Annotated in this window: 10 protein-coding genes; 7 read left to right on the forward strand and 3 right to left on the reverse strand. The window is 35.0% G+C overall.

Annotated elements, in window-relative coordinates; all coding sequences use genetic code 11:
• Positions 1 to 178: 178 nt before the first annotated feature.
• From EKL99_RS14100 to EKL99_RS14115, 4 genes are all read left to right on the forward strand, one after another.
• On the forward strand, positions 179 to 832 hold the full coding sequence (locus EKL99_RS14100) for a TetR/AcrR family transcriptional regulator (RefSeq protein ID WP_126463424.1): 654 nt from the start codon (positions 179 to 181) through the stop codon (positions 830 to 832).
• Positions 833 to 884: 52 nt separating this feature from the next.
• Positions 885 to 2,216, forward strand: coding sequence for a TolC family protein (locus EKL99_RS14105; protein ID WP_126463426.1), 1,332 nt, complete (start codon positions 885 to 887; stop codon positions 2,214 to 2,216).
• Between the two features lie 10 nt (positions 2,217 to 2,226).
• Positions 2,227 to 3,306: an HlyD family secretion protein gene (locus EKL99_RS14110; protein ID WP_126463428.1), complete on the forward strand. Its 1,080-nt coding sequence runs from the start codon at positions 2,227 to 2,229 to the stop codon at positions 3,304 to 3,306.
• Between the two features lie 66 nt (positions 3,307 to 3,372).
• On the forward strand, positions 3,373 to 4,956 hold the full coding sequence (locus tag EKL99_RS14115; RefSeq protein ID WP_126555429.1) for an MDR family MFS transporter: 1,584 nt from the start codon (positions 3,373 to 3,375) through the stop codon (positions 4,954 to 4,956).
• 23 nt (positions 4,957 to 4,979) lie between these two features.
• Here EKL99_RS14115 and yaaA read toward each other — a convergent pair whose 3' ends face one another.
• Positions 4,980 to 5,738 (reverse strand): peroxide stress protein YaaA, encoded by a 759-nt coding sequence (yaaA, locus tag EKL99_RS14120; protein ID WP_126463432.1) that lies wholly within the window; start codon positions 5,736 to 5,738, stop codon positions 4,980 to 4,982.
• A 170-nt stretch (positions 5,739 to 5,908) separates the two neighbouring features.
• Between yaaA and EKL99_RS14125 the strand changes: the two genes are divergently transcribed.
• Positions 5,909 to 6,436, forward strand: coding sequence for a GNAT family N-acetyltransferase (locus EKL99_RS14125; RefSeq protein ID WP_126463434.1), 528 nt, complete (start codon positions 5,909 to 5,911; stop codon positions 6,434 to 6,436).
• A 526-nt stretch (positions 6,437 to 6,962) separates the two neighbouring features.
• Here EKL99_RS14125 and EKL99_RS14130 read toward each other — a convergent pair.
• Positions 6,963 to 8,495: a SulP family inorganic anion transporter gene (locus EKL99_RS14130; RefSeq protein ID WP_126555426.1), complete on the reverse strand. Its 1,533-nt coding sequence runs from the start codon at positions 8,493 to 8,495 to the stop codon at positions 6,963 to 6,965.
• Between the two features lie 329 nt (positions 8,496 to 8,824).
• Between EKL99_RS14130 and EKL99_RS14135 the strand changes: the two genes are divergently transcribed.
• Complete coding sequence (locus tag EKL99_RS14135) at positions 8,825 to 10,288, forward strand: adenosine deaminase (RefSeq protein ID WP_231507452.1); 1,464 nt, start codon at positions 8,825 to 8,827, stop codon at positions 10,286 to 10,288.
• An 89-nt stretch (positions 10,289 to 10,377) separates the two neighbouring features.
• Here EKL99_RS14135 and EKL99_RS14140 read toward each other — a convergent pair whose 3' ends face one another.
• Positions 10,378 to 12,846, reverse strand: a complete 2,469-nt coding sequence (locus EKL99_RS14140) for a zinc-dependent metalloprotease (protein WP_126463440.1) — start codon at positions 12,844 to 12,846, stop codon at positions 10,378 to 10,380.
• Between the two features lie 345 nt (positions 12,847 to 13,191).
• Here EKL99_RS14140 and EKL99_RS14145 point away from each other — a divergent pair, with 345 nt between their 5' ends.
• On the forward strand, positions 13,192 to 14,253 hold the full coding sequence (locus tag EKL99_RS14145) for an alkaline phosphatase D family protein (protein ID WP_126577162.1): 1,062 nt from the start codon (positions 13,192 to 13,194) through the stop codon (positions 14,251 to 14,253).
• The last annotated feature ends 385 nt before the right edge of the window (positions 14,254 to 14,638 follow it).

The raw sequence follows: 14,638 nt of genomic DNA on the forward strand, positions 1-14,638 counted from the left end.
AGATATTCACAATTTTAGATAGAAGTCACCGTTCCCGAAACCTTCCTTTTTGAGACTATCAAAAATAAAAAAAACCGTTCGGCTTTATTTAAAATGTTAAAACAATGTTAAATAAAAACCAAACGGTTGTTTAATTTAAACGCTTGTTTAGTTTTGTTTTTGAAAAAATTAAATTCTCTTGAAACGTAATTTTAACGACAAACAAATTCAAATCCTGGAAGTTGCAGAAACTCTTTTTGCAGAAAAGGGATTTGACGGTACTTCGATTAGGAACATAGCAAAAATAGCAAAAATCAATATTGCTATGGTTTCGTATTATTTTGGGTCCAAAGAGCGACTACTGGAATCGCTTATAGTGTACAGAACTTCAGATCTTAAAAATCAATTAGAACATTTATTACTGGAAGATCTGGAACCCCTTGACAAAATCAATAAGCTGATTGAACTGTACATCAACAGAATCAATAGTAATCGAGGGATTTATAGAATATTACACTTTGAATTCCCCTCCAAAAAAAGCAAACAAAATCTTTCAGTTTTTTCAGAATTAAAAAAAGGAAATCTAAAATCCCTTGAAATTATAATTAAAGAAGGCCAGAATAAAGGCATTTTCAGAAAAGATATTATTATTCCGCTTATCACACCCACAATTCTGGGCACTTTTTTTCATTTTCACATGAACAAACCTTTCTTCGAAAATTTATTAAACTTGAAAACTGAAGATTTATACAATAATTACATCAAAACCAATTTGACAACGCACATTCAACAAACTGTAAAGGCACTTCTGATCTATGAAATGGGCACACCAGAAATGCTATGCAAACAATAATAAAGACCTATGCGAATTCCATATTCCTACAAAAAACAAAAATTATCTACGTATGAAAGTTAGTCCATTCATGCTCATTGTGATTTTCTTCATTGGAATTTCATCTGCAGCAGCGCAAGAAAAAACAAGTTTAACATTGAACGAAGCCATCAATTTGGCTTGGGCCAAAAGTAATGAAGTTACACTAGCCAATACAAAAGTAAAAACTAAAAAGTACGAACTGCAATCTACCAAAAACAATCAATATCCTGATTTGAAACTTTCAGGGCAATACCAAAGATTAGCAAATGCTTCCGTTAATTTCAAACTCAATCAAAATAATACAGGAACTCAGGAAGCACTCCCAATTGTCAATCAATTGATGATTGGACAGTTGAATGCTAGTGTTCCGGTTTTCTCAGGTTTTAAAATTCAAAATAGCATCACCGTTTATGAAAATTTGTATCAGGCAGAAATGGCTACGGCATTGCAAACAAAGGAGGAAATTGCGTTGCGGGTGATTGATTATTATGCCAGTTTATACAAAGCCCAGAAAACAATTGAACTACTAAAAGAAAATCAAAAAAGTGCGCAACAGCGGGTAAACGATTTTATAGCCCTTGAAAAAAACGGAATTATCCCCAGAAATGATTTGTTAAAATCCCAATTACAGGCTTCGAAAATCCAATTGTCATTAGACGAAACAAATAATAATTTAAAAATCATCAACTTTTATCTGGTTACGCTTTTAAAACTAAATCCGGACACAAAATTAGAGATTCGAGAGCGTGATTTTGCCGATTTCCAAATGACTAATATCCCTGAAAATGAATTACCGGCACTAGAAAATCGGAAGGATTTAGAAGCCCTTCGGTTTCAGGGAAAAGCCAGTGAAGCCAATATAAAAATAGCTAAAGGGTCGTACTATCCGGCCATTGCGTTAGTTGGCGGGTATACGGCATTAGACCTGAGCAATGTGATTACGGTGCAAAACGCGATGAATATAGGCATCGGGCTTTCGTATGATTTGAGTGCCATTCTAAAAAACGGAACTTTAGTGCGGCTGGCCGAAAATAAATTTTTAGAAGTCCAAAACTCTGAAGCCATACTAACGGATTATATTAAAATCCAAGTTCAAAAAGCGATTGAAGATTATGATTTAGCTTTAAAACAAGATGTTGTATATGGACAAGCGCTGGAACAATCTTCTGAAAATTACAGAATCATCAAAGATAAATATGATAATGGTCTTTCGGACACTAATGATTTACTGGAGGCTGATGTAGAGCAATTGAGTTCTAAAATCAATAAGACTTTGGCCAAAGCCAATACCATTCAAAAATACTATGAGTTACTCTCGGTAACCGGCCAATTATCTCAAACCTTCACACTTTCAAAATTATAATATACCTACCATGGAAAACAAAAAAACAAATACAAAATTTATCATAATCCTAGTGGCATTGGTAGTTTTAGGTGGGACGTACGGAACTTTTAAATACCTGCATTCACAATCTCACGAAGAAACTGATGATGCCCAAATTGAAAAAAACATGAACCCAATTATCCCAAGAGTTTCAGGATATGTGGATAAAGTGTACATCAAGGACAATGATTTTGTAAAGAAAGGCGATACGCTTTTTACCATTGACAAAAGGGATTACCAGTTAAAAATTGAAGAAGCACATGCTGCAATGATTGGCGCTGAAGGTAATTTTGAAGTTACTAAAGCTGATATAGGAAGTGCTTTAGCCAGTATTTCTGTTTCGGATGCCAATGTACGATCTGCAAGTGGTAATATCGAATCCGCAAAAATAAGATTGGGACGCATAACCAGTGATTACAATCGATATGATAATTTATACAAAAGCCATTCGATCACAAAACAACAATACGAACAGGCTTTAGCCGCCAAACTGGAAGCTGAAAGTCAAGTACGCGTGTTACAACAACAGGAAAGAGCCACTGCCTTTCAAAAATCAGTTATTATAGCTAAATCTAAAGTTTCAGGTAAACAGACAGAAGTGGCTGCAGCCAATATACAAAGAGCAAAAGCAATGCTTGATGCCGCAAAATTAAATTTAACCTACACTGCTATCACTGCTGCTATTGATGGTCAGGTATCAAAAATTGATATTCAGCCGGGACAACTAGTGCAACCAGGGCAATCCCTATTTTATATTATCAACAACAATGAAGCATGGGTAGTTGCTAATTTCAAAGAAACGCAACTCAACAAAATGGTTATTGGTCAAAAAGTAATCGTAAAAGTAGATGCGTATCCCGAATATGATTTCAAGGGAACCATTACTTCCTTTTCCCCAGCAACAGGATCCCGTTTCTCCTTATTACCGCCAGATAATGCCACAGGAAATTTTGTGAAAACCATTCAAAGATTACCTGTTAAAATAAGTTTGATTCCAACAAATGACCCTGAAAAAATAAAATTACTGCGTCCGGGAATGAATGTAGATGTTGATGTACATTTAGATTAAAGCTGTTTTTTTTGAATTAAAAACGGCACCTCTTTTAATAAAATGATAGTTTACACTTTAGTATAAATGGCACAAGCAGGAGAAGACGATTTAGTAGAATATGGCTACAGACGAGTTCTTATTACGATCACAGCAGTACTTTGTGCTTTACTTGAAATCGTAGATACCACTATAGTCAATGTGGCACTGACAAACATGAGAGGAAGTCTGGGTGCCACATTAAATGATGTTGCTTGGGTCATTACCGCTTATGCTATTGCAAACGTGATTGTAATCCCTATGACCAGCTGGCTTTCACAACAATTTGGAAGACGAAATTATTTTGTGACTTCCATTATCATTTTTACAGTAGCCTCTTTTTTGTGCGGCAATGCCAATAATATATGGGAACTTATTACGTTTAGATTTATTCAGGGTTTGGGCGGTGGTGCTTTATTAGTGACCGCACAAACCATTATAACAGAGAGTTATCCCATTGCAAAACGAGGTATGGCACAGGCTATTTATGGAATGGGAGTTATCGTGGGACCTACTTTGGGTCCGCCATTAGGGGGTTATATTGTTGACAATTTCTCTTGGCCTTATATTTTTTATATCAATATTCCCATTGGTATCATAGCTACTATTCTAGCTTTAACTTTTGTTAAAAGTCCTAAATATGGCGAAAAACTAAAAGCCAATCAGGTCGATTGGTTGGGGATTTTTCTGTTGACTGTGTTTATTGGTTCTTTGCAATATGTTCTAGAACACGGACAACAAGATGACTGGTTCAACAATAAAATAATTATATTCTTGAGTACGGTATCCATTTTTGGCCTGGTATTATTCATTTGGAGAGAAATGACCTACAAACATCCTATTGTCAATTTGCAGGTTTTAAAAGATGGAAATCTAAGAATTGGTGTCATAATGTGTTTCATATTAGGCTTTGGTCTTTATGGTTCCACATTAATAATTCCAATTTACACCCAAACCATTCTAGGCTGGACCGCTACAGATGCAGGATTATTGCTTATTCCGGGTTCAATCACCACTGCTATTATGATGCCCATTATTGGTAAACTAATTCAAAGAGGTGTTCCGCAAAGTTATATGGTGGGTCTTGGTTTTTTGATTTTCTTTTTCTTTACCCTAATGATGCACAACAGCTTGACTCCTAATACGGGTGTTGAGCATTTGTATTGGGGATTAATTTTAAGAGGAATAGGATTGGGACTGCTGTTTGTACCCATAACCACACTGTCACTCTCCACCTTAAAAGGAAAGGATATTGGCGAAGGGGCAGCCTTTACAGGAATGATGCGCCAATTGGGAGGTTCATTTGGAATAGCAATTATCACCACCTTTATCACGAGATTTGGTCAGGAACACAGAGTAAATTTGATTTCAAATTTAGATGCCAGCAAGTTCGAAGTCCAACAACGCGTTATAATGTTGCAAAAAGGGTTTATGTCAAAAGGATTTAGTGCTAATGAATCGCTGAAAAAAGCCTATCAGGTTATTGATTATTCAGTGATGAAACAAAGTACCGTTTTATCGTATATGGATATTTTTCTGTATCTGGGAATTATGTTTCTGTGTTGTATTCCAATCATCTTTTTTATCAAAAAAGGGAAAAACAAAATCAATCCTGCTGATGCCATGCATTAATAAAGAGCCGATTAATAGCGTCTCTAACGGGTAAAAACCAAATGATTGCCCTCCGATAAATTTGCATCAAATTGATAGCTATCATAATTGAACCCTTTTAAATCTTCAATCGTTTGAGCATCCGTATCAATAATATAACGCACCATCATTCCCCTAGCTTTTTTGGCAAAAAAGCTGATGATCTTTAATTTTCCGTTTTTGTACTCTTTAAATTCCGGAGTGATCACAGGAACTTTCAACGCCTTGACATCAATTGCCAAAAAGTATTCCGTACTTGCAAGATTGACAAACAATTCGTCTTCTTTGAGCTCTTTATTTAAAGCTTTTGTAACGATTGGTTTCCAAAATTCATACAGATTTTTGCTTTCGCCAATGGGTAATTTGGTGCCCATTTCCAATCTGTACGCCTGAATTAAATCCAATGGTTTCAGCAAGCCATACAAACCGGATAGGATTCTTAAACGATCTTGTAAAGCTTCTGTTTTTTTTTCTGGAATCGAATACGCATCTAATCCAATGTACACATCACCATCAAAAGTAAACACAGCCGGACGTGCATTTGAAGTGGTAAAAGGTGTTTTCCAATCTTGATTTCGTTTCCAGTTCAAATCAGCTAGCTTATCTGAAATACTCATCAAAATTGATAAATCAGCAGGCTTCATCTCTTTTAAAACTTTGTGGACTTCTCGCGATTCTTTTAAAAACAAAGGTTGGGTGTGCAACTCCGTAGGTAGCTGTTTCTCTAAATTTAACGACTTGGCTGGCGATATTACAATTTTCATACACATTACTCTTTCGAGCGCTTTTTATTAATTCTCCCAAAAGTACTAATTGAAATCAAGAAATCAAGAGCCTTTAAACTAATTTGTTTAATAGTGTACTAGAGGATTTAGTTTAGCAACCTTTTTTTTGGTATTTTTGAGTTTAAAAATAACACAAAGAGTAGGTCAACATGAATCTAATTGAAATTAGAAAAGCTACAATCGCTGATCTTAAAGAACTGCAAAAGATAAGTATCCAAACATTTACAGCAACTTATGCCGCTGTAAACACCCCTGAAAACATCACTAATTACATCGAAAAAAACTTCAATGCAGTACAATTAACAACTGAATTGAACAATCCAAATTCCTTTTTTTATGTAGCCATTTCAAAATCAGAAATCGTTGGATATTTAAAAATAAACATTGGTGATGCTCAAACGGAAAACATAAACAAAAATGCTTTAGAAATACATCGGATTTATGTTTTACAAACTTTTCATGGTAAAAACATTGGGCAACTGTTGCTGAACGAAGTAAAAAAGATTGCACAACGTACTGGCGTTGATTATATTTGGCTTGGTGTCTGGGAAGAAAATCACCGAGCCATTCGATTTTATACTAAAAATGGATTTGTAGTATTTGACAAACACATTTTTACCTTAGGAAATGACGAACAAATTGACTTAATGATGCAATTTCAAATACAGCAACAATAATCAAAATTTAAATTGTCGTTTATTTAAGTGACTATAAAACTCTATTTGGTCTGTTTTTATACGAAAATTTATCAAAAAGCTATGAAACAGGATGTAATTATTGTGGGAGCTAGACTGGCAGATCCATTCTGAATACCATCGGCCGCACTTGCCACTCTTTTTGCTCCCGTTGGGAATTTAAAAGATAAAATAAATCCCCTTGGTTCAAAAATAAGTTCGTGGAAAATTCTAAAGGCGTATCACATTGACTATGCTTTGCCTAATCAGGCAAGTGTGCGAAATACGATTGCTGTTTCGGAAATAAAAATATCAGATACGCTGTTCATTTGTGGCGACAACTTACTGAATAGTTCTATCAATGCCGCTCTCAAAACAGGATGATTAGCAGCAGAGGCGATGAAAGTATAGCTTATTATAAAAATAAGCAATAAGATTATCGCTACATTTTTAATGATTTTAATTCGAATAAAAAATAAAATCAGTGAATCTGTGGCTATTCTTTTTTGAATAGCTTCAAGTTGTAAAGCTAATCAACAACAACTTTATAAGTAGGATCTTCTAAAATATTTACGTCAATTACGCTATCCGCGTTTTTTAGTAACACTCTGCAATCTTCGCTTAAATGTCGCAAATGAACCGTTTTATCGACTTTTGCATACCGCTCTGTAATTTTATTTACGGCATCAATAGCACTCATATCGGTAATTTTACTTTCTTTAAAATCAATAATGACTTCGTTTGGATCATTCAAAATATCAAATTTTTCCAAAAAAGCGGTTGTTGAAGCAAAAAATAAAGGCCCATAAATTTCGTAATGCTTCACTCCTTTATCATCTAGATATTTTTTAGCCCTAATTCTTTTGGCGCTTTCCCAAGAGAAAACTAATGCAGAAATGATGACTCCAACTAAGACGGCTAAAGCCAAATTGTGTAATACTATAGTAATTAGTGCCACTAAAATCCCAACAAAAATATCGTGTTTTGGCATTTTATTGATGATTCTGAAACTCGCCCATTCAAATGTTCCAATTGCTACCATAATCATGACACCAACCAGAGCCGCCATAGGCAACTGTTCAATTATTGGAGCACCAAACAAAATAATTACAAGTATGGTTAGTGCAGCAATGATTCCTGATAATCGCGCTCTGGAACCCGCCGAAAGATTAACTAATGTTTGTGCAATCATAGGACAACCTCCCATCCCAAAGAAAAAACCATTCAAAATATTAGCACTTCCTTGGGCGATACACTCTTTATTTCCTTTGCCTTTTGTTTCAGTTATTTCATCGACTAAGTTCAAGGTCAATAACCCTTCTGTCAATCCCACAGAAGCCATGATTAATGCGTAAGGAAATATTATTTGTAACGTTTGCAGGTTAAGAGGAATATTAGGAATATGAAAAGGTGGAAAACCGCCACTTACGGAAGCGATATCCCGCACCGTTTTAGTCTCAATTCCAAAGAAAAAAACCAGTCCAAATACCACAATAATTGCCACTAATGAAGATGGAACTGCTTTTGTTATTTTGGGTAGCAACACCACAATTGCTATTGTCAATGCAACCAATCCTACCATAATAAAGAAAGAAGTTCCAGAAAGCCATTCGCTTTTACCATTAACAAAGGTTTTGAATTGATCCAATTGCGACATGAAAATAATTACGGCTAATCCATTTACAAAACCAAACATAACGGGCTGTGGTACCAGTCGGATAAATTTTCCAAGTTTAAAAAGCCCTACTAAAATTTGTAAAACTCCTGCCAAAGCAACTGCTGCAAGAACATATTCTAATCCATTTGAATTCATTAAAGCAATTAAAACAATTACCGTTGCTCCTGCTCCTCCAGAAATCATTCCCGGTCTACCACCAAAGACAGCCGTAATCAATCCCGCAATAAAAGACGCATATAAACCCATCAATGGCGGAAAACCTGCTACTATTGCAAAAGATAATGATTCCGGAATCATAGTCATAGCCACGGTTAATCCTGCTAAAATTTCAGTTTTGTAATTGACTTGCCGTGAAAAATCAAATAAGTTAAATACTTTTTTCATGTGATAATTATAATAAGAATATTTGGGTACAATTTCATATAAAGAAGTTGTGTCGACAAAAAATGTGATAAAATGTTTTTAAAAAACTCTTTTGATTTAAAAACTATAAATCAAGGCGGAGTACCTTGAGAGATTAGAATGGTACCGTTTTTCATAAGAGTTGCAAAAATAAAACTTTTTAATTGTTTCACCAAACAGAAAGTGAAATTGCTTAAATTTGGCAAAAGGTATATCTTTTTTTCAAAAACAAGGGTTTAAATGCCACATCAATAGATTCAAGCATAAAAAAATATCCTTTGTATTAAAAGCTTAAAAGCAAAAAAACCGTTTTGAAAAAAGAACCAGTAAAATACTATCAATACAATTACAAAATCATGAAATTACTCTATACTTTATTCTTCGCACTTTTTTTAAATAATAGTTACTCACAATCCACGAATGACTATTTTGAAAAGATCAGAAACAATGAAGCGGAACTAACTGCTTTCTTTTCGCAAATGCCAAAAGGCGGTGATTTGCATCATCATTTCTCAGGTTCCATTTACGCTGAATCCATATTGCAACGCGCTATTGCAGACGATTTTTATCTCAATATTGAGACGATGGATGTGTTAAAAGAAAAACCAGCAACGGGAAACTGGCTACTATTTTCGACATTGAAAAATAACGGAACATTAGAAGCATATAAGCAAAAAATCATGCAAAAGTGGTCTATAAAAGACTATAATGATGTAGATTATCCATCCGACAAGTTATTTTTCGAATCATTTATGAAGTTCGAACCGGCCATCAAAGGGAATTTTGGACAAGGATTATTGGAACTTAAAAACAGAGCTATTTCAGAAAATGTCAGTTATATTGAAACCCAATTGTCTACAATCCCAACAGATATGAATACCGATGATTTAACAAAATTCAATTCCAGATTACGAAAATCAGCTTTAGCAAAAGATGAAAAAGCAGTTTTAAAATCATTGGATTCGGTGTACAATTCACTACTAAAAAAAGATGCCGAATCCTATGCTAAAGCCTTCAATACCAATTTTGTTACTAAGCTGCACAAAGACCTTAAAATCGATGACAAGCAATTTACAATGCGGTATCAAAATTTTGTATTGCGATTTATGGAACCCGTAGATTTATTCAAAAATCTGGTAATCGCATTCATATCTGCAGATGAAAGTTCACTGATGGCAGGAGTTAACATTGTTTCTCCGGAAGATGGCGAAACCTCGATGAAGGATTATTGGTTACACATGCTAATGTTTAAATACTGTCATTCCCGTTATCCAAATGTAAAATATACAATGCACGCCGGCGAGTTGACGCTTGGTTTGGTACAACCAGAAGAGTTAACGTGGCATATTGGATCAGCCGTTTATACTGCAGGAGCCAACCGTATTGGGCACGGAGTAGATATGGCCTACGAGAAAGATTCGTATAATTTGCTCCGTTATATGGCAAAGAAAACCATTCCTATCGAAATCAATTTAGTAAGCAATGAGTTTATTTTGAAGGTAAAAGAAAGCCGTCATCCATTGACTTTATATAAAGAATTTGGCGTGCCAATCGTAATTAGTACGGATGATGCAGGGATTTTACGCACGAATATGACCGAACAATATGTCTTGTTAGCCAAAAGATACAAAGACGTTTCCTTTAAAGATATAAAGCAATATGTGTACAACAGCATTCAGTACAGTTTCATCAAAGAGGCTTCTGTAAAAAAACAATTGCTAAATGATTTAGAGTCCAGATTTAAGGCTTTCGAAGCTACATTTCCTTTGAAGTAAATCATTTTCATAGTATAAAATCTTTTTTATAACACCAAAAAATCCGCTCGAAAGCGGATTTTTTTTGTAAAACAGAATCTAAGTTTTGATTATTTTGGATTTAAAATCAATTCAATTCTTTTAATCGCGTCTTCATAATGGTATCTTGTTTCTGCATTTACAACTCTGGTTTTAGCAACTGCTAAGGTGGTTTTTAATGCATTCAACTCGCCTCTCACCAATCCTCTCACATCGGACTGAGCCACATTATAATAGTCAGAAGAACGTCCGGATTTAATTTCTTCTTTCATCAGATAACTCATTCTTTCAATGTATGCGCGTTGCAAATTTCTTCTGTAAATAGTCACATTCGAAGCTAAATTGGCTTCTTTCCAAATTCCTTTACGCATATCACTCAATAAATCCAATGCTTTATAATTAGTAGTTCCCATTATTTCCGCATCCATCAATCGACCAATTCGTTCAAAACTCAACATAGCATTCAAATGTCTGGCTTGTAAATTTCGAAAACGTTCTGTGTAACCGGAGTAATCAATATTTTTTAATGTACTTACATTCACCAACCACGTTGGAGAAGTAAAAGCATTGGCTTGTAACCATTGCATGGCTTCTTGTTGTTTTGCTTTTGGTACAATTTCATAAATATTTCCGGTTTGGTTTGGCTTTTTGGTTGTTTCATAAACACCGCCCACATTCGTTACCACATGTCCCACATATCTACTCCAGACATCCAGCATTTCTTTGTATAATTCGTCTAAATCCTCATAGTTATTAGTCACATCACTCGTCCATTCTGATAAATGAGAAGCTACATATTGCAAGTTTTTAAGTCCGTATGAACTTGCTTTCATGGAATTATTTCCGATATCTTCCGTTTGTGAAGTTGGATCAAAACTACTGCTTTGTTTCCCATATTTATAAACAAGATTTCCTGCTTTTTCCATAATCCATTGGTCTAAAATAGGCACTTCTACTTCCGGAGAAGAGGCATTAGGAATGACTCTGTATCCCCAATTGGTAGCATAATGATCGTAAGGCCCCATCTGGCGTATGAAACGAATGTCTTTATCTCCAGGTTGAGCGATATAATTAAAACGGGCATAATCCATCAAACTCGCTGAAATTCCATTTTTTTGAGTAAAGGCACCGTCTCTGTAATTTTCAGTATCATACGCACAACTCGCGCCCATATTATGAGGAAAACCAAGCGCATGCCCTACTTCATGTGCAATAACCATGCGCATCATTTCACCCATCTCTTCGTCGCTGGTATTCAAGGTTCTTGCTGAAGGATTTGCTGCTCCGGTTTCTAACAAATAACGGTTTCTATAGGAACGCAAATGATTGTGGTACCAAATAACATCACTCTCTATAATTTCTCCTGTTCTGGGATCAGAAACACTTGGTCCAACCGCATTACGCGTCGTACTCGCTACATAACGAATCACAGAATACCGAATGTCTTCCGGGCTAAAATCAGGATCCTCGTCTTTAGTAGGCGCATCTTTGGCAATAATTGCATTTTTAAAACCAGCAGTTTCAAAAGGCTTTTGCCAATCTTCAATTCCTTGTTTAATGTATTTGCGTAGTTTTTCAGGCGTGGCAGGATCTAAATAGTACACAATAGGTTTGATGGGTTCTACCAGTTCACCTTTTGCGTAAGCGACAGGATCTTTAGGCTCCAATTTCCAACGGCGGATATAGGTTTTACTGTCGGATTTCAATTCATTACTTCCATAGTCAATCTGGCTCATGGTAAACCAACCCACTCGCGGATCTGCTAATCTGGGTTGCATCAGTTTTTCTGGCAACAAAATCATCGATTGATTCATTTGGATGCTAATTGTTTCTGCATCTTCCTGAACAGGCGGTTTAGATGCATTGTAAGTGAAATCCTGAACCACTTCAATATTCATAGGATAACTTTTCATCGTATTGATAAAACTGCGGGATTCATCGAGGCCTTTTACTTTATAGGTTTCTCTCATTTCACTAGATAAACCGCTGATTGATTTGACATCAGTGCTATAAAATTTAGTCACATCAATAACGGTATTTAAAGAATCTTTACTAAATGCTACAATATCAAAAGCAAATAAAGTAGGTTCATAATTATTTGATTTTACTGAAATACTAATGGGTAAACTGTCATTGGCAACGGCACTAAATGATTTTAATTTGATCAGAATTTTGTCCTGAAAACGATGCCAGATAATTAATTGTTCATTGGTTTCGGAACCCGCATTTACATATCCGCCTCCTAAATTAGCCGGTAATTTAGCCAACCTACTTACCAAAAGCATGTCTTTATCCAAGTATTTATTCGGGATTTCGAAAAAATATTTTTTGTCCACTTTGTGTACCATAAACAAACCTTCGTCAGAAACGGCGTCTTTGGTAATCACCTTGCTGTATTCCTTGATGGTAGCTTCTGGTTTCTTTTCTGGTGGAGGGGCTACAGTGGTGTTTTTATCTTTTTTTCTTTTCGATTGTGCAAATTGGGTTGTAGGCACAAGCATTAATGCTGCGATTGCAGTTAAAATGAAAAATTTCTTCATTAATAGGTTTTTTATTGGTTAATCAATATCAAAAATAAATTTTAGCACCTGTAAATTACATATAATCTATTGGTTTAACTTTTAATTAACAGCAAACCAATCTGTTTTAAGGTAATATAGTAGCAATACGTTTCTAATGTGATTTTAGTTAGATCCCTTTTTTTATTACATTTGGGAAGATTTTTTTTTATAATTAAGTTCAAAATTATTACTCAAACCTATATTTTTAATTGTCACCGTTTAAAAATACTTTCTAAAAGTCGCCATGTGATTTGTAGAGAAGCATTATTTTTTTTGGACAACCAATCTCCTTTTAAATACAATTATAAAACAAAACAATAAAAAATGATTCAAAATAATCTCTTTAAAACACCCTTGTTTTTAGCAGTTTTAACATTGCTTTCCTGCAATGGTTACTCGCAAAAGAACCTTTCAAAAATTGCTTTTGGATCGTGTTCAAACCAAAGTAATTCCCTGTCTATTTTTGATGTCGTGGTAAAACACCAACCAGATTTATTTATATTTCTGGGAGATAATATTTACGGTGACACTAAAAATATGCACACACTGCAAGCCAAATACGAGCGATTGGCAGCTAAACCTACTTTTCAAAATTTGAAAAAAAATATGCCTATCATAGCTACTTGGGATGATCACGATTACGGCCAAAATGATGCAGGAAGGCATTATCCCAAAAAGAAAGAATCAAAAGAACTTTTTCTTAATTTTTTTGGGGAACCTATAGCTTCCGAAAGACGAAAACACGAGGGAATATATACCTCTTATTTGTATGAAACTAAAGGCAAAAAAGTACAGATTATCCTGTTAGACAACCGTACTTTCCGGGATGATTACAAGCTATATAATAACGAACTTGAGGATGACAAACGTTATTTTTACTCCTTGGACTATGCACCAGTACAAAACCCGGATTCCACATACTTAGGAGCCGAACAGTGGAAATGGTTAGAAACAGAACTACAAAAACCAGCTGATCTTCGCCTAATTGGTTCAGGATCCCAGTTTGGGATTGAGTACAACGGGTATGAAGGCTGGGCTAATTTTCCGCTGGAGCAACAAAGATTTTTAGATCTAATCAAGAAAACCAAAGCAAACGGTATTTTGTTTTTGACCGGAGACGTTCATTATGGTGAAATTTCTAAACTTACAGAACCCGGATTATATCCTATTTACGACTTTACCTCCAGCGGACTTTCCTCCACCTGGCAATTTGCGACACCCAACAAAAATAGAATTGAAGGCCCTATTATGGATAACCATTTTGGCTTATTAACAATTAATTGGGGGGAAAAAATTCCTCAAATAAAAATGGAAATTTGGGATGTCAATAATAATCAACGTGCAGAATACACAATTGGGTTGGATGAAATTAGTTTTAGAAAATAGCAGATTTTAAGAATGATTTTTTATGCTAGCCTATAATTTTCTTAAAAATCAAAAGTTCGCTTCCTAAACCATAAAAACAAGCTCAAGATATTTTTATATTGAAAATAAGTCTGGATAAAGTATGAATTCAGTGACTATTCTTATTTTTTAGCAATCTCATTCACTCGGTTGCAAACATAACTAAGACTTAGGTAGAACTGTAGTACTTAAAAATCATAAAGATACAATATGAAAATCCTTAACTTAATGACATTGGGCACGAGCCAGAGGCATCGCGCTAGCCGTTGGGATTATTTCCGCTCGGACACCAGCTTTCTGAATCATTGAATCATCTATTAAAGAAATCAACTGTCCGAAAACAGATTTAGTCGAAAAATACTTATTT

This window comes from Flavobacterium sp. ZB4P23, from assembly GCF_003970375.1.
Taxonomy (GTDB): domain Bacteria; phylum Bacteroidota; class Bacteroidia; order Flavobacteriales; family Flavobacteriaceae; genus Flavobacterium.